Source organism: Trinickia sp., assembly GCF_051953955.1.
In the GTDB taxonomy this organism is placed as follows: Bacteria; Pseudomonadota; Gammaproteobacteria; order Burkholderiales; family Burkholderiaceae; genus Trinickia.
Window position 1 is genome coordinate 35,687 of the sequence record NZ_JBQCIF010000084.1, and the last position, 15,786, is coordinate 51,472.

A 15,786-nucleotide genomic window follows, 5' to 3' on the forward strand; every position below is an offset into this window, starting at 1 on the left:
CGGCTGCGGCTGCCGAGTGGCTTCACGCTTGCCCTCGTTCAGCCTCGGCAACGATCGATTCATTCGTGACGTGGGTAATCGACGTGGATGACGACGGGAAGCTCTTGAACAAGGCATGTTCGATTTCACCGAGGCTTTGCTGCGCATCGATCGAGACGGTCATCGCCACTCCTTTTCAACGGCCCGCGGGCGGGCTCACCGACATGCGGGCGCGCACGAACGCGCGCCCGCTTCCCCCTGGTTCGCAATGCACGTTCCAGCCCCGTCATCTCGCCGCGCGCCGTACGCGGCATGTCCCTTGCAGCGTCGAAAGGTGTCCGTGTGAAGATGAAATTGGACGCGCATCACACCCTTTTTGAACGGAGGATCATGATGAAAACTTCGACGAAGACACTGCTCGCTTCCGCGATTTCGGCTATCGCGCTCGCATGTGCAGGGGGAGCCTATGCCCAGGCCGGCGGTGGAGCCGGGGGTTCAGCCGGCGGCGGCGGTGCGGCCGGCTCGGCCGGCGGTGCCGGCGGAACCGGTGGGGGGACGCGAGGCGGTGCTGCGCCAAGCGGCAATTCGCTCGAACAACCGGGCATCCAACCGGGTATGGGCAACAGCAACAACACGGGCGGCTACGGCAGCCCCGGTTCGACGCGCACGCATTCCGGCCGCTATACCAAGTCGCCGCGGATGCGCAACCAGAACCCCTCTGATACGACTGGCGGCAATTCGACGGACCCGCAAGGGACTTATCACGGGCAGGGACAGCAATAGCCTGAGAGGATGAGGGCGGACCCGCGCCCATGAACGGACGGGCCGGCGAGAACCGGCTCGTCATTTGCGAAGTCATTCGCGATGGAGAAACGGCCTCCGTCTCGTCGAGTGGGGTGCCGTTTCGTCCCCCTGGTCTCCCGATCGATGACGGCAAGTGCGGCGGTGAATCCTCATTCGCCGCCTTGTAGCCCGGAGGCCGCCACGGTGCGTGCGAGCTGGCGTTTAGCGGCCTCATAGACGCGATCGGGCGTGAAGCCGAACTTGCCTTGCAGATCGCGCATCGGTGCCGAAGCGCCGAAGGTATGCATGGCGATCGTTTCGCCGCTGCGCCCGACATACCGGTCCCACCCTAGCGTGGCCGCCTGCTCGACCGCGACTCGCGCGTCGATCTCGGGAGGCAGCACGGCGTCTTTATACGCGTCGTCCTGCAATTCGAAGATGTCCCAGGACGGCATCGACACGACGCGCGCTGCCACGCCCTCCCCCGTCAATCGCTCATACGCCTGCATGCAAACGTGCACCTCGCTGCCCGTCGCGAGCAGCAGCACCTTGGGTGCTGCTCCGTCCGGTGGATCGGCGAGGACGTAAGCGCCGCGGCGCACGCCGTGCGCATCGGCGTACCGAGTGCGATCGAGCGTCGGCAGCGGTTGTCTCGACAGCACCAGGGCGGTCGGGCGCCGCGCAGCCGCAAGCGCGATGCACCATGCTTCGCGAACCTCGTTCGCGTCGGCCGGACGCAAGACGGTCAAACCAGGCACGGCGCGCAGCGAGGCCAACTGCTCGACGGGCTGATGCGTCGGGCCGTCTTCGCCGAGGCCGATCGAATCGTGCGTGAACACGAAGACGACCGGGATCTCCATCAGCGCCGCGAGCCGAATCGGCGGCTTCATGTAGTCGCTGAAAATCAGGAAGGTCCCCGTGTAGGGACGCAGGTTGCACAGCGCCAGTCCATTGGCCACCGCGCCCATCGCATGCTCTCTCACCCCGAAGTGCAGGTTGCGGCCCGAGGGGTTCTGCGCTGAAAAGCTGCCCGCATCGTCGAACTTCAACAGGGTTTTCGTGGAAGGCGCGAGATCGGCGGCGCCACCGAGAATCCAGGGCACGCGAGGCGCGATCGCGTTGAGGATCTCGCCCGACGAAGCGCGCGTCGCCTCCCCCTTCGGATCGGGCTCGAATGAAGGCAATGCGGCGTCCCAGCCGTCGGGCAGCCGATGCTGCTCGATCAGCTCGAGCTCGCGCGCGAGTTCCGGATAGCGCTGCTTGTACGCTTCGAAGCATCCCTTCCACGCCTCGCGCGTTTGCGCGCCGCGCGCGCCCACGCCCTGCGCGAATCGCTCTTGCACGTGCGGCGGGACGTAGAACTGCCGTTCCTCGGGCCATCCATAGGCCCGCTTCGCCAACGCCACCTCTTCTTCACCGAGCGCATCGCTGTGCGCGGCCGAGGTGCCCTGCTTGTGAGGCGCGCCCCAGCCGATGACGCTCTTGACGACGATCAGCGTCGGCGCGTTGGTCATGTGCTCGGCATCGGTCAGCGCCGCTTCCACGGCCGCCGTATCGTTGGCATCCTCGACCGCCAACGTATGCCATCCATAACCGCGAAAGCGCGCTTCTACGTCGTCGCTATAGGCCAGATCCGTGTGGCCTTCGATCGTGACGCGATTGCTGTCATAGATCCACGTGAGGTTCGACAAGCGCAGGTGTCCCGCCAGCGATGCGGCTTCGTGCGAAATCCCTTCCATCAGGTCGCCGTCTCCGGCAAGCGCATAGACGCGATAGTCGAACAGCGGGAAGTCGTCGCGGTTGTACCGCGCCGCGTACCAGCGCGACGCGATCGCCATCCCGACGCTGTTGCCGAGACCTTGCCCGAGCGGGCCGGTCGTCGTCTCCACGCCCGTCGTCATCCGATACTCGGGGTGGCCCGGCGTTTTGCTGTCGAGTTGGCGAAAGCGGCGGATGTCGTCGAGCGATACGGCAGCCGCTTGCGTCGGGCAGCCGTTCTCGTCGACGGCCTTGACGCCGGCCAGATGCAGGAGCGAATAGAGCAGCATGGACGCGTGGCCGACCGACAACACGAATCGGTCCCGGTTGGGCCACAGCGGCTCGTTCGGATCGTAGCGCAGGTGGTGTTGCCAAAGCTGATAGGCGACGGGAGCGAGGCCCATCGGAGCACCGGCATGCCCTGAATCGGCCTTCTGCACCGCATCCATGGCCAGGGTGCGGATCGTATTGATGCAAAGCGTATCGAGTGCGGGGTCTGAGCGCATGAGGAAGGGTCCTGTTGGAGGGTTGCAGCGAATCTTATCGGCGAGCAACGCCCATACCGGGCGGCAAACCCTGCACCGGCGGTGCAGCTTTTACGGCGCCCATGATCGCGCGCGCCGGACACGCATGCAACGGTTCGGGAGGAACGCTCGTTGCTGCATCGAAGGCGTGTTCAACCTCGCTCAAGGAGGCATACATGGCTCAGCATCCGGCCCACGCGCAGGATCATCGGCATCCCGGACAACCGTCGCCGGTGGCGGTCCAAAAGGCCCTGGCAGGCGTCGACTATCCGACGACGCGCGAGCACCTAGCCGAAACGGCGCGCGCACACCACGCGGACCGCGAGATCGTCGATCTGCTCGACAAGCTGCCGGACAAGAACTACGACAGCCCCGCGGCCGTCTCGAAGGCGATCGCCCAAGTGCAGTAGCGTCGTCCGGTGCGGCTGCGGCCGTCCATCCCGCAACAGAGGCCGCCGGCGCGAAGCAATGCAACGCCGGCACGATACGATCTTCAGCAAAGGAGCACCTCATGAGCATTTCACCCGATCCCATCGGTAGCCGCGGCGAGACCCGCATCGTCGGCAAGGGCAGTTCGACGGCGGAAGGTCCCGGCCCCTATGTCATGGCAGCCAGCACGCTCGACGGCGACAAGGTCATGAGCTCCGACGGCGAAGACGTCGGCAAGATCAAGGAGATCATGCTCGATGTCTATACCGGGCGCATCGCCTACGCCGTCATGTCGAGCGGCGGCTTCCTCGGTATCGGCGACAAACTGCTCGCCATCCCGTGGAACGCGCTGACGCTCGATACCGATCGCAAGTGCTTCATGCTTTCGGTCTCGGCCGATACCGTCAAGAACGCACCAGGCTTCGACAAGGACCACTGGCCAGCGATGGCCGACGTGGCCTGGGCGAGCGAGTTGCACGAGTACTACCACAGCTCGCCCTACTGGGATTCGAACATGGAGCGCGTCGAAACGACGGGCGTAGCGTCGGGCACGGCCCCGACCCGCACGGACCACCACTAAGCCGAAGCGGTGCCGCCGGCGCGCGCTGGCTCGACGCGCGGGCGGCACCCGTTAGGGCCGACATCCGAGGGGCTTGGCGCCGCTCGCGGTTCGGCTTGCGGGGCGACGCGTCCGACGCGTCTCGGCGCGGCTTGCTGTTGCGAGCCGGTTGGCGGTTCGCCTCAACCGCCGCCGATGCCCTGTAGTACTCGCCCCGTTCCTCCGCAAATCGTGCAAGGCTGCCCTTCCACCATGCCGGTCCCGCGGCACGCGCGGCAGGGGCTCTCACCCACACCCGGCGCATCCGGCGGTGCCTCGTCTCCGGGGTTCTTCGGTTCCTGGGGTTCTTGCATGGACAATATCCTCCGTAAGCGGGCGCGGCCCGTCCGCGCTACCGTCACGCGCTGGGGCAGCAATTACCGGGCCGACGCATCGCCCGATGGTCAGCCGTACCGCCGTTTGGCGTCAATTTCGGGGCTGCCGCCAAACTCGGAACGGCGGGCTGCCGAGTCGATCCTTCAGCAAACCGAAAAAACGCCCGTCACCGACGCACGGCCGACGAGTATCCTCCGATTGTGACGAGCGAATTAAACGGTACCCATTGGCGCTATCCGGGCGGTATGCGGCACTGTCCGAACATTTCCGAAAGTTAATGGAAAACGGCTGTCACAGCGGTTACCCATCAGAACAAATGGGGCAGTAGAGGAACACGGCTCTTCCATATTGCGAACTCGCGAAGACGGTATTAGTATTGCGCCAACCACGAATCAAGCCTGGCCTCACCCAACCAGCCGGGCATTCGAAACAATTACCGACATCGCCGCAGGATGCGTGCCTGCGACGGGTAATTAATACCTTTCGTGGTTCCGCAGTTCACAAAAATAATTCTTCGAAAACGTTTTATAGCGTCATATGAATAGCCATTCCGATTGCCTGCAGATTTGTCGTATTAGCCCGGAATTCTTCCCGGTTTTACTTAGCGCTTTTCGCCGACGAAGTAATTGATGCGTGGACAACCCGGTGCAACCGGCACCGGCCCATTGCGGATCGAAGCCATCGATCGACTATCTTTGTTGAATGGAGAGAAGCATGCTGAGCCCACACGAACTCGCCACATTGATGCTGGTCAAGGATGCGCCGGATCAGATCGGCGATCGCGCCGAGCTGAGCACGTTGCTCGAGCGCCATCTCATCGCGTTGGAGCAGCCGGCCGAGGACTTCGGCCTGCCGCGCCCGCGCATCACCGAAAACGGAAACTCGATTCTCGAAGCCTGTTCGCGCTTGCGGTAGCGGCGCGAGCGGGTCGAGCAACGGCGGCGCGAAGGCACCGGCAACAGCGGTTCGCCGTGCCGCCCTCACGTTTAACTTCGTCAACGCTCATAAAGGAGAACCGAAGATGACAAAAAAAATTGCGCTCGTCACGGGCGGCATGGGGGGCATCGGCGAAGCGATCAGCATCAGGCTGCACGACGTCGGCCACGCCGTCGTCGTCACCTATTCGCCGAACAACACGGGCGCCGACGATTGGCTCGCGCGGATGGAAGCCGCGGGCCGCCAATTCCGCGCCTACCCTGTCGACGTGGCCGATTACGACTCGTGCGAACGCTGCGCCGCGCAGATCAAGGCCGAGATCGGGCCGATCGACATCCTCGTCAACAATGCCGGCATCACGCGCGACGCGAGCTTCAAGAAGCTCGACAAGGGCGGATGGGATGCGGTGCTGAGCACGAACCTCGATTCCGTGTTCAACATGACGAAGCAGTGGTACGAGGGAATGATTTCGCGCGGGTGGGGGCGGATCATCAACATTTCGTCGGTCATCGGCTGCAAAGGCGGCTTCGGGCAGACGAACTATGCCGCCGCCAAAGCGGGCATGCACGGCTTCACGAAGTCGCTCGCGCTCGAGGTCGCGCGCAAGGGCGTAACGGTCAACACGGTATCGCCGGGCTTCATCGCCACGCGGATGGTCACGGCCGTTCCCGAAGAAGTCATGCAGACGAAGATCTTGCCGGACATTCCCGTCGGCCGTCTCGGTCAGCCGGAAGAAGTGGCGGCACTCGTCGCGTACCTGTGCTCGAACGAAGCGGGCTTCGTCACGGGCGCCAACATCTCGATCAACGGCGGCCAGCATCTGCAATGACAACCGCGGCCTCGACAACCGCAACGACCGCAACATCCGGTAGGCCGCAGCGCCGGCTCCTGCCGAATCGACAAACGACGGCGGCGGGCGGTTCACGCCGCGATGCCTAGCTGCACTTAGCACTTAGCCGCACCACCGGCCGGTACGCCTCTCGCTTCGCAGCCGGTCTGTCTTTCTCGCGCCGCGCTCGGAAACTCGGTCCGAGCGCGGCGCATTCGTATTCATTCGTATCGCCAGCGCTGATTCCGCGCGCCTCGCGGACGCGCGCAGCGGGTCCGCGAGGCGCGCGGAGCGACGCGTCATGCGCATCGTGCGTCGAACGGCACGGGGCTTGCAGCTTCGCGGGGCGCCCATGAGCCGAGCCGGCCGACATTCGTGCCTTGCATGCCGGGTCGTCTATCGGGCGATCGGCTGCCCACATCGGCGCTCGAACGAACCACGAGAGGACCTGCTTCATGCACTTCGCCTTCGCGCGTCCGGCGCTCGCGGCCGCCTGCCTCTGTGCCGCCATCGGCTTCACATCCGAGCTCCGCGCGGCGCCGTCCGCCGCTTCAGCAGCAAGCGAACAGGCCGCATCCGCCAGCACGGCAGCAAACGCGTCCGATTCGCTCGCTTCCTCGACAGTCCCGCTTCCTCCGTCTGAAAGCCTCGGCGAACTTTATCGCGACGTCGAACTCGCTCGTCTGTTCCCGGACAGCAAGACGTTCGCCGACATGATTCCGAAAGAGTCGCCCGAGCGCATCGTCGCAGCCTACCAAGCGGCGCGTGCGCAGGCCGGTTTCGATCTGCGCAAGTTCGTGGCCGCGCATTTCGACGTGTCGGCGCACGAATCGAAGCCCTATGCATCGGACCCGACGCAAAACGTCGTCCAGCATATCGACACGCTCTGGAACGTCCTTCGCCGCGACCCTGATCCCGTGGCGAGCCCATGGTCGTCGCTGCTGCCGTTGCCGGCGCCGTACGTCGTGCCGGGTGGCCGCTTCGACGAGGTCTACTACTGGGATTCGTATTTCATCATGCTCGGTCTCGTCGCGAGCGGCCGGTTCGATCTCGCGAACGATGAACTGAAGAACTTCGCGACGCTGATCGATCGCTATGGGCACATCCCGAACGGCAATCGAACCTACTACTTGAGCCGCTCGCAGCCACCGTTCTTTTCGCAGATGGTCGGGTTGCTCGCCGAACACGACGGCGACAGCGTCTATCTGCAATACCTGCCGCAGTTGAAAGCCGAATACGACTATTGGATGAGCGGCGCGGCGGGACTCCCATCCGGTCACGCCGCGCGGCACGTCGTGCGCCTTTCGGACGGCACCTTGCTCAATCGCTACTGGGACGAACGCGCCGCGCCGCGCGACGAATCGTATCGCGAAGACGTGCTGACGGCCCGTTCCATGCCGCAACGCAACGCCGGAGATCTCTGGCGCAATCTGCGCGCGGGCGGGGAAACGGGGTGGGACTTCAGCTCGCGCTGGTTTGCCGATAACCGCACGCTGGCGACGATCGACCTCACGTCGCTCGTCCCCGTCGATTTGAATGCGTTGCTTTACGGGCTCGAGCGCACGCTCGCGAAGGCGTACCGCCTGCAGGGCGATCCCTCGCGCGCCGAGAACTTCGACGCGCGTGCGGCGGCGCGGGCCGAAGCGATCCGCCGGTGGCTTTGGGACCCTCGGCTCGGCGCGTTCACCGATTACGATTTCGTTCACCGCGCATTGCGCGATCGCTTGACGGCCGCTACCGTCTATCCGCTCTTTGCCGGCGTCGCCTCGCGGCAGCAAGCGAGTGCCGTCGCGCAGTCGATCAAGCGCGGGCTGCTGCGGCCGGGGGGCTTGGCGACGACGCAAGTGACGACGGGCCAGCAATGGGACGAACCCAACGGATGGGCGCCGCTGCAGTATCTGGCGGTGATTGGGCTCCGGCGGTACGGCGAGGCGGCGTTGGCGCGGACGATCGCGACGCGGTGGATCAAAACGAACGTCGACTACTACGTGCGAACAGGCAAGCTCGTCGAGAAATACGATGTGGGACGAGATGCCGGGCACGCGGCGGCGGGCGGCGGCGAGTATCCGCTGCAGGACGGCTTCGGCTGGACCAACGGCGTCTTGCGACAGTTGTTGCTGCTTTATCCGCACGCCGCCGAGGCCGATCGCGCAGTACCGGCCGCGTCGTCGCCGCAAGCTGCAATCGCTACCACGGCTGCTACGGTTCCAACGGCTCGTTGAGCCCGCCCGGTCTATCGATACGGTCCGGCTCGATGTCGGCATCGTCCGTCAGCGTCGAATCGCCATCGGCCGACGATCGTTCGCCGGTGCCGGCCCGGTCCGTATCGCTCGCGAGTTCCGCATCGCCGATCTCGAGCGCGTGCTGGTCCAGCTCCGTGTCCTTGTCGAATTCGTGCCGCTTCGCGCCCGCGATGTCGCTGCCGCTATCGGACGAATCGCTCGGGCCGAGGGCGCCGGTCTCGCGGCCGCTCGATTCCCCGTTGCCGGAAGTCGGGATGTTGTCGGGATCCAGGGTGCTGCTCATGGCGATCTCCTTCGGTGAAATCGGTGCAATCCAAATCGAAATCGAAATCGAAATCGAAAATCATGTCGACGGTGTCGACGCTCAAGATCAGCCGAGCAATGGCCGCGCCTGCGAGCTGCGTTCGCTGCGTCGCGACGAACGCCGGCACGCGTTATGCGTGGATGAAAGAGCGGAACCCACGTATCTCGCAGGAGGACTCGTGAACATCCATAGCGGCAAATCACAGGACGAGCGCGTCGCGGCGCGCAAGCAGGAAAAGCAGCGCTCGCTCGAGCAGCCGGGCGGCGAAATGGCGGTCGAGGGAACGGAAGCGGACGAGCAGCATAGCTGCGGCGAGCTGTCCGAGGCCGGCAAGCGTGCGTGGCGCACGGGAACGGGCATGGACGGCGGCGGCAAGAGCAACTGAGCCACGGGACCCTCGCCGTGGCCTAGGAATGGTCGTTGCGCGCCCTATCGGCTGCATTCGCGCGTGGCGCGCGTCAGCACCGAAGTACATGGAACATGAAACGGGAGAAATACCATGCGTACCCATAGCACATCGTCGACGACGAACGTCTCGCAAGGGGCACGGATCGTCGGCAAAGGCAACGAAACGACGGCGGGGCCGGGCCCCGACGTGATGGCCGCGAGCACGCTCGACGGCGACAAGATCCTGAGCGCCGACGGCGAGGAAGTCGGCAAGGTCAAGGACATCATGCTCGACGTGCAAGCGGGGCGCATCGCCTACGTCGTGATGTCGTGCGGCGGCTTTCTCGGCATCGGCGACAAACTGCTCGCGATTCCCTGGAACGCGATGACGCTCGATACGACGCGCAAATGCTTCTTGGTGGCGCTGTCGTCGGAAAAGATCAAGAACGCTCCGGGCTTCGACAAACAGCATTGGCCCTCCATGGCGGATGCGACCTGGGCAACGTCCGTGCACCAGTACTATGGGCGCGAGCCGTATTGGCGCAGCCTCGGAGCCGAGGACGAATACGAAAGCGACTACGACGTCGCGCGCGACGACCTCGATCCCGACGCGCCGGAGGCGGGCGGCGTGAAGCTATAAGGATGGCACCCAGGGCGGCCGCCCACGACGAAGTCCATCGCGGGCTCGGTGCGCGGCCGATCCAGGCGCGGGACGGCCGTTTCATGCGGCCGTCCCGCATCCCTTCCGCAGCCGTCGCCTATCGCCGCAATGACCATGCCGCTCGGCGCCCGCGCTCCTCGATCCCTCATCCTTGATCCATTTCTCCCCTGCTTCATCGATGCAACGTGGACCGCATCTTTTCGACTTCCGCCGGCGCGACGGGCTGAGCCTCGTTTCCCCAAGCGTTGCGGATGAAGGTCAGCACCCGCGCCATCTCGGTGTCGGTCAGCTTGCCGACGAACGAAGGCATTCGCTTCGGCTCCGGCCCGCCGAGCGTCTCGGGGGCTCGCGCTCCGTCGATGAGCAGGCGGATCAACGAAGTGGCGTGCGGGGCCACGACGGTGGGATTGCCGGCCAGGCGCGGATATTTGCCGGGTTCGCCCCGGCCGTCGACCTTATGGCAGCGCGCGCAAAACGCGTTGTAGATGCCGGCGCCCGGATATTCGATCGAGCCGGTGCGCAGCACGCCAACCGTGGCGGCGTTGCGGGATGGGTCCGTATCGATGTGGCCGCTCTTTTTGCGCGGCGGCAGCGTCTTCAAGTAGGTCGAGATCGCTTTCAGGTCGTCGTCGCTCATATACTGCCCGCTGTTCTCGATCACTTCCACCATGCTGCCGAAGGCAGACAATCCTCCACCGTGCCCATGCTCGAGGAATGCGGCGATGTCGTCGGCCGAAAGGCTCCCGAGCCCCGAGTCGGGATCGCCCGTGAGGTTCGGCGCGAACCAGTGATCGTTGGTGCCGCCCGTCAAATACAGCCGATCGCCATCGTTCAAGCCACGTTCTTCATAGGCCGGCCCCCGGGGCGTATGGCATGCGCCGCAATGCCCGAGCGACTGCACGATGTACGCGCCGCGATTCCATTGGGCACTGCGATCGCTGCGCGGGCCGAAGCGCTCGTGCGGCGCGAACAGTTCGTCCCATACGGCAAGCCCCCAGCGCATATTGAACGGGAACGGCAACTTCGTTTTCGGCACCGGCGCGGCGACGGGTTTGACGCCGTGCATGAAGTAGGCATATAGGGCATGCATGTCATCGTCGGTGATTTTCGAGAACGACGGAAACGGCATGGCCGGATACAGGTATTTGCCACCCGGCGCGATGCCGTCGCGCACGGCGCGCTCGAAGTCGTCGTAGGTATAGCGGCCGATGCCGAACACGGGGTCGGGCGTGATGTTGCTCGTCCAGATCGTGCCGAACGGCGAGCCCATCGGCAGCCCGCCCGCGAACGGCGGCGATGGCTTCGGAGGATGCCCCGCCGGCGCATTCGTGTGACACCCCGCGCAATCGGCCAGCTTCGCGAGGTAGGCCCCCTTCGCGATCAGCGCCGAATCGGCCGCCTCGCCGGCAAGGCAGAGCGGCGGCGCTCCGAGCGCGGACGCGAACACGAGCGCCATCGCGAGCGCGCTAACTCGTACGCGCCCTCGAAGCAGCCCGGTGCGCAAGCCTAAAACCATATGCCCCTCGTCATCGATAGACGGCGCTAGACGCACGCCGACACGAGCCCGGTGGCGACGTCCGTCGCCACCAGCGCGAACAGGAAGAGCCCGCTCGCCATCAATCCCACGCGGGCGACGAACGCCTCGCCCTCCACCTTCGTATCCGTCGCCTCGGGCGTCTGACGGCGCTCCGCGCGCATCAAGCGCCGCCAGTTGCGCCATGCGATCCCCGTGCCGATCACGCCGACGACGAGCGTGAGGGCGCTCAGCCCGACCACGCCCCACCCCACAGCCGGCGCGAGCGGCACGCGCAGCGGCAGGTCGTGCGGAAAGCACGTGTGGGCAATCAGCGTTTCGCCCGCGCAGATCTGCAATACCCAAGCGCTGGGCGCCGCCAATACGCCGATCGTCAGCAATAGAATCGAAACGGGACTGCTGCGCTGCGCACGATTCGCTTCCATGGCGTTAGAACCGTTAGAACCAATAGGGCGTGAAGTAAAGCGTCGTGAAAATGAACAGCCACACGACGTCGACGAAGTGCCAGTACAAACTGCCGATCGTGAGCGCGGCATGGCGCCTTTCGTCGAAGTAGCCGAGCGCCGTCCACCAACCGAGCAGTACGAGCACGACGATGCCCACGAGGACGTGGCACAAGTGAAAGCCCGTGATCGTGAAATAGAGCGACCCGTACAGGTTCGACGTCATCCCGTATGGATGGTCGTGCCACTCGTGCAGTTGAATGCCGACGAAGACGATGCCGAGCACGACGGCAACGGCCATCGAGGCGACCGCCCAACGCTTGCGGCGGCGGCGCACGAAACGCTCGCACAACCACGCGAAGACGCTGCTCGACACGAGGATCGCCGTGTTGACCGACGACAGGCCGAGCCGCGGCAGCCCCTCGGGCGGCCAGTGCGTGGTCTGCTGCACGGCGAGGTAGAGATACGAGAAGATCAGATAGCCGAACAGCGAGGCTTCGGTGGCGATCAACATCAAGCAGCCGAGAAAGCCGCTCGCCCGCTCCCCCGCGCTGCCGACGGGCAACGTGTTCGCCGGGTGCAGCAGGACGGCTTGGGCGTCGTCGGACACCGCGCGCGGCGAGCCGGTTTCGATCGTGCCCACCGAGCCTGGCGAACGTGGAGGCTGCGACATGGCTCAGCCCTCCTCTACCGGCGCCGGCTCGCGCTGTATCAGCGCCCGCTGCGGCCAGAGCCAGACGATGATCGAAACGCCGCAGGCCGCAAGCAGCACGAGCGCCGCGCCCCACCACCGCATCGCCAGTGCCGCGAAAAAGAGTGCGGCGAACACGCTCAACCAAAACGGCGCGTAGGAGTCCTCCGGCATCTTCAGAATGATGTGCGGCCTGCCGCTGAGCGCGGTGGTGCCGAGCGCCTCGCGCCCTTGCATCAGAATGTAGCCCTCGTCGAGATGCGATCGCGTCGAGACGGGCTTATCGGCCTCTTCTTCCATGCGCGCTTCCCAGAGCGGGTGACGGCTGGCGACGATCGGCAGTACTGCGAAGTTGTACGGCGGCGGCGGCGAAGGCACCGACCATTCGAGAGACGGCGCATCCCAGGGATTGCTGCCGGCGATCGGGCCGCGCTTCAGGCTGTAGAGCACGTCGACGAGGAAAACGAGAATGCCCAATGCGAACATGAACGAGCCGATCGAAGACAACATGTTGACCGTGTTCCATCCCATGTCCGGCGCATAGGTGTAGATCCTGCGCGGCATGCCCAGCAATCCGGCGATATGCATCGGGAAAAAGCCGAGGTTGAAGCCGACGAACATGATCCAGAACGCGATCTTGCCGAGGCGCTCGCTCATCATGCGGCCCGTGAATTTCGGGAACCAGAAATAGGTGCCGCCCACGACGGGAAACACGTTGATGCCGATGAGGACGTAGTGCAAATGCGCGACGACGAAGTACGTGTCGGTCAGTTGCCAATCGAGCGGCACGGCCGCCGTCATCACCCCCGAAACGCCGCCGATCACGAACAGCATGACGAAGCCGGCGAAGAACAGGAACGGCGCTCGGAACACGGGCCGCCCGAGCCAGATCGTCGCGATCCACGCGAACGTGGCCACCGCGCTCGGGATCGAAATGATCATGCTGGCGGAGCCGAAGAATGCCAGCGCCATCGGCGGAATCCCCGTCGCGAACATATGGTGGATCCAGACGACGAAGCCGACCACCATCGTCGCGACGGTAGAGATCGCAACGGGGCCGTAGCCGACGAGCGGGCGCCGGCAAAATACGGGCAGTGCGTCGGAGACGATCCCCATCGCGGGCAGTACGACGACGTACACCCACGGATGCGCGAACACCCAGAACAGATGCTGCCAAAGCAGCGCACGCCCGCCGCCGCCCGTCACGTCGAAGAAATGCGTGCCGATGCGCCGGTCGAGCCACAGCATGAAAAACGCCAAGCTCACGGACGGCACCGCGAGCAGATTGCCCACCGAAATCGTCAGCGTGCCCCAGACGAGCACCGGAATGCGGTCGATCGACATCCCGGCCGCGCGCATGCGCAGCAGCGTGACGACGAAGTTGACGGCGCCCACCGTCGTGGAAATGCCGAGCAGTATCATCCCGAGCGAGTAGACGTCGATGTTCGGGCCGGGATCGTAGGTCAAGCTCGAAAGCGGCACATAGTTGAACCAGCCCGCATCGGCGCCCTGCCCGAGCGGAAAGCTCGCATAGAGAAAAATGCCGGCGAATAGGAACACCCAGTACGAGAATGCGTTGAGCCGAGGAAACGCCATGTCTCGCCCGCCGAGCACGAGCGGCCACAGATAGTTCGAGAAGCCCGATAGGATGGGCAAGGCGTAAAGAAAAATCATCGTCACGCCGTGCATCGTGAACAACTGGTCGTACTGCTCGGGTGTCAGCAGGCTGGCGTTGGGACGCGCGAGCTGCACGCGCATGATCAGCGCCTCGACGCCGCCGATCAGCAGAAAGACGAACGCCGTGACGAGATAGCGCAGGCCGATCGTCTTGTGATCGACCGTCGAGAGCCATCCGCGCCAGCCGGGGCGCGTCTCCCACAGCTCGAGCAAGTGCGCTTTCCCCTTTTCGTCGAGCACGCCGCGCTGCAGCGGGCGCTGCAGTCGCACGGCACCGGGTGGATCGCCTGGCAATGCGGAAATGGGCGTCTCTGACATCGTTCGTGGCTCACTGCAAGGTAGAGAGGTAGGCCGAAAGCGCGGCCGCATCCGAAGCCGATAGCGCCATCGAAGGCATCAAGGAATCGGGCTTGATCCGCTGCGCGTGCTCGATCCAATCGAGCCGATGCTCGGGCGTATTCGTCATTTGGCCCGCCGCGATCAGACGGCGCGAAGCAAGATGCGTGAGGTCGGGCGCTTGCATGCCGTCGGCCGGCGTGCCGCGCACGGAATGGCATCCTGCGCAGCGCGCTTCGAAAATGTGCTGCCCCGCCCTTGCATCGGGCGTCGCGGCGCTCGGGGCGCCGCGTCGCTGCGCCTCGCGCCATGCATCGAACTCGGCCTGCGGCTGCGCGATGACCTCGAAGGCCATATGCGCGTGCTGCGCGCCGCAGAACTGCGAGCATTGCCCGCGATAGACACCGGGCGTATCGGCTTCGATCCACTGCACGTTCGTTTGCCCCGGGATCATCTCGGTCTTGCCGGCTAGTTGCGGCGCCCAAAAGGTATGAATGACGTCGGCGCTTTTGAGCTCGACGCGCACGGGCACGCCGGTCGGAATGTGAATCTCGTTCGCAGTGACGAACGCGCGCGACGGATCTTCGGCGTCGGGGTAGTCGATCTTCCACCACCAATCGTAGGACGTGACCGCGATCGTCAACGGCGGCTCGCTGGGCGGCGACGCCACGGACTCGAGCGTCGTCATCGCGTAGACGAGCGCCGCAAAGAGCGCGATCGACGAAATGCTCGTGCCGACGACGATCCAATTCATCCCGCCCGCATCGGGCGGCAGCTTTTCCTCCGCGCCGGCGGGCGGCTTGGGCCGGCGCCTGGCCAGCGCCCCGACGAGCAGCACCGCGATGATGATCATCACCGCGGACACGAGCCCGATCAGCGCCCAGCCCAGCTTGAACGCAGGTGCCGAGGCCGGGCCGGCGGCGTGCAACAAGTATTGAAGAGGGGCGGCGCTCATCGTGCCGACCCTCAGCCGGCGATTCCGCTCAATCCGTTCTCGCTGTCTCCTGTCGGATTCTTCGGGCGCTTTTCAGCGCTGCGCTTCGACGGCTCGCTCGGCGTATCGTCGCTGCCGCCACCGTCCTCGCTCGATCCGCCTTCACCCGGCTTGGGGGCGCGCTTGTCGGGGTCGATCCGGGTCGCGCCGCCAACGGCTGGCGGATCGCTGGCCGGAAACGTCTCATCGACGCCGTGGTCGATGCGCTCTTCCTCATGGTTGTGCCCGGTAGGTGGCTTTCCGCTTCCGCTCGACATGGCATCCCCTTTCGCAACGCGTGAAAACGAGCGTTGCAGCGCAAAGGCTATGCCCGGCCAGCGAGGTGTGCTTGCGCTTTCCGACCC

At 65.0% G+C, this 15,786-nt stretch carries 16 protein-coding genes; 8 read left to right on the forward strand and 8 right to left on the reverse strand.

The window, feature by feature from the left end:
- Window positions 1-22: 22 nt before the first annotated feature.
- Complete coding sequence (locus ACTHNZ_RS16085) at window positions 23-163, reverse strand: hypothetical protein (RefSeq protein WP_440543521.1); 141 nt, start codon at window positions 161-163, stop codon at window positions 23-25.
- Window positions 164-372: 209 nt separating this feature from the next.
- On the opposite strand from ACTHNZ_RS16085, the gene ACTHNZ_RS16090 reads away from it, so the two are divergent.
- The gene (locus ACTHNZ_RS16090) at window positions 373-762 is read left to right on the forward strand and encodes a hypothetical protein (protein WP_440543522.1); all 390 of its coding nucleotides are present in this window, start codon (window positions 373-375) and stop codon (window positions 760-762) included.
- Window positions 763-932: 170 nt separating this feature from the next.
- Here the strand turns inward: ACTHNZ_RS16090 and tkt are convergent, their stop codons facing one another.
- The gene (tkt, locus tag ACTHNZ_RS16095; protein WP_440543523.1) at window positions 933-3,026 is read right to left on the reverse strand and encodes a transketolase; all 2,094 of its coding nucleotides are present in this window, start codon (window positions 3,024-3,026) and stop codon (window positions 933-935) included.
- A gap of 194 nt (window positions 3,027-3,220) precedes the next feature.
- Here tkt and ACTHNZ_RS16100 point away from each other — a divergent pair, with 194 nt between their 5' ends.
- The 5 genes from ACTHNZ_RS16100 to treA all read left to right on the forward strand — a co-directional run bounded on the left by ACTHNZ_RS16100 (window position 3,221) and on the right by treA (window position 8,394).
- Window positions 3,221-3,454: a DUF2795 domain-containing protein gene (locus tag ACTHNZ_RS16100; RefSeq protein WP_440543524.1), complete on the forward strand. Its 234-nt coding sequence runs from the start codon at window positions 3,221-3,223 to the stop codon at window positions 3,452-3,454.
- Between the two features lie 101 nt (window positions 3,455-3,555).
- Entirely contained in the window at window positions 3,556-4,053 is a 498-nt protein-coding gene (locus ACTHNZ_RS16105; RefSeq protein WP_440543525.1) for a PRC-barrel domain-containing protein, read from the forward strand.
- Between the two features lie 1,068 nt (window positions 4,054-5,121).
- Entirely contained in the window at window positions 5,122-5,322 is a 201-nt protein-coding gene (locus tag ACTHNZ_RS16110) for a hypothetical protein (RefSeq protein ID WP_440543526.1), read from the forward strand.
- A 106-nt stretch (window positions 5,323-5,428) separates the two neighbouring features.
- Window positions 5,429-6,172: an acetoacetyl-CoA reductase gene (phbB, locus tag ACTHNZ_RS16115; protein WP_440543527.1), complete on the forward strand. Its 744-nt coding sequence runs from the start codon at window positions 5,429-5,431 to the stop codon at window positions 6,170-6,172.
- A 455-nt stretch (window positions 6,173-6,627) separates the two neighbouring features.
- Window positions 6,628-8,394, forward strand: a complete 1,767-nt coding sequence (gene treA / locus ACTHNZ_RS16120) for an alpha,alpha-trehalase TreA (RefSeq protein WP_440543528.1) — start codon at window positions 6,628-6,630, stop codon at window positions 8,392-8,394.
- On the opposite strand, the gene ACTHNZ_RS16125 is transcribed toward treA, so the two are convergent.
- Window positions 8,372-8,698: a chemotaxis protein gene (locus ACTHNZ_RS16125; RefSeq protein WP_440543529.1), complete on the reverse strand. Its 327-nt coding sequence runs from the start codon at window positions 8,696-8,698 to the stop codon at window positions 8,372-8,374. The two genes, treA and ACTHNZ_RS16125, sit on opposite strands and share 23 nt — an antisense overlap.
- A 199-nt stretch (window positions 8,699-8,897) precedes the next feature.
- Here ACTHNZ_RS16125 and ACTHNZ_RS16130 point away from each other — a divergent pair, with 199 nt between their 5' ends.
- Together ACTHNZ_RS16130 and ACTHNZ_RS16135 are read left to right on the forward strand one after the other, a co-directional pair.
- Window positions 8,898-9,104 carry a hypothetical protein gene (locus ACTHNZ_RS16130; RefSeq protein WP_440543583.1) on the forward strand — a complete coding sequence of 69 codons (207 nt, stop codon included), beginning with the start codon at window positions 8,898-8,900 and terminating at the stop codon, window positions 9,102-9,104.
- Window positions 9,105-9,218: 114 nt separating this feature from the next.
- Window positions 9,219-9,746, forward strand: coding sequence for a PRC-barrel domain-containing protein (locus ACTHNZ_RS16135; RefSeq protein WP_440543530.1), 528 nt, complete (start codon window positions 9,219-9,221; stop codon window positions 9,744-9,746).
- Window positions 9,747-9,939: 193 nt separating this feature from the next.
- Here the strand turns inward: ACTHNZ_RS16135 and ACTHNZ_RS16140 are convergent, their stop codons facing one another.
- The 5 genes from ACTHNZ_RS16140 to coxB are packed head-to-tail and all read right to left on the reverse strand — an operon-like array spanning window position 9,940 to window position 15,403.
- Window positions 9,940-11,283: a c-type cytochrome gene (locus ACTHNZ_RS16140; RefSeq protein WP_440543531.1), complete on the reverse strand. Its 1,344-nt coding sequence runs from the start codon at window positions 11,281-11,283 to the stop codon at window positions 9,940-9,942.
- Between the two features lie 26 nt (window positions 11,284-11,309).
- The gene (locus ACTHNZ_RS16145; protein WP_440543532.1) at window positions 11,310-11,726 is read right to left on the reverse strand and encodes a hypothetical protein; all 417 of its coding nucleotides are present in this window, start codon (window positions 11,724-11,726) and stop codon (window positions 11,310-11,312) included.
- 13 nt (window positions 11,727-11,739) lie between these two features.
- Complete coding sequence (locus ACTHNZ_RS16150; RefSeq protein WP_440543533.1) at window positions 11,740-12,417, reverse strand: cytochrome c oxidase subunit 3; 678 nt, start codon at window positions 12,415-12,417, stop codon at window positions 11,740-11,742.
- Window positions 12,418-12,420: 3 nt separating this feature from the next.
- Complete coding sequence (gene ctaD / locus ACTHNZ_RS16155) at window positions 12,421-14,430, reverse strand: cytochrome c oxidase subunit I (RefSeq protein ID WP_440543534.1); 2,010 nt, start codon at window positions 14,428-14,430, stop codon at window positions 12,421-12,423.
- Window positions 14,431-14,440: 10 nt separating this feature from the next.
- A complete protein-coding gene (gene coxB, locus ACTHNZ_RS16160) occupies window positions 14,441-15,403 on the reverse strand; it encodes a cytochrome c oxidase subunit II (protein ID WP_440543535.1) in 963 nt (320 codons plus the stop codon).
- Window positions 15,404-15,786: the final 383 nt, after the last annotated feature.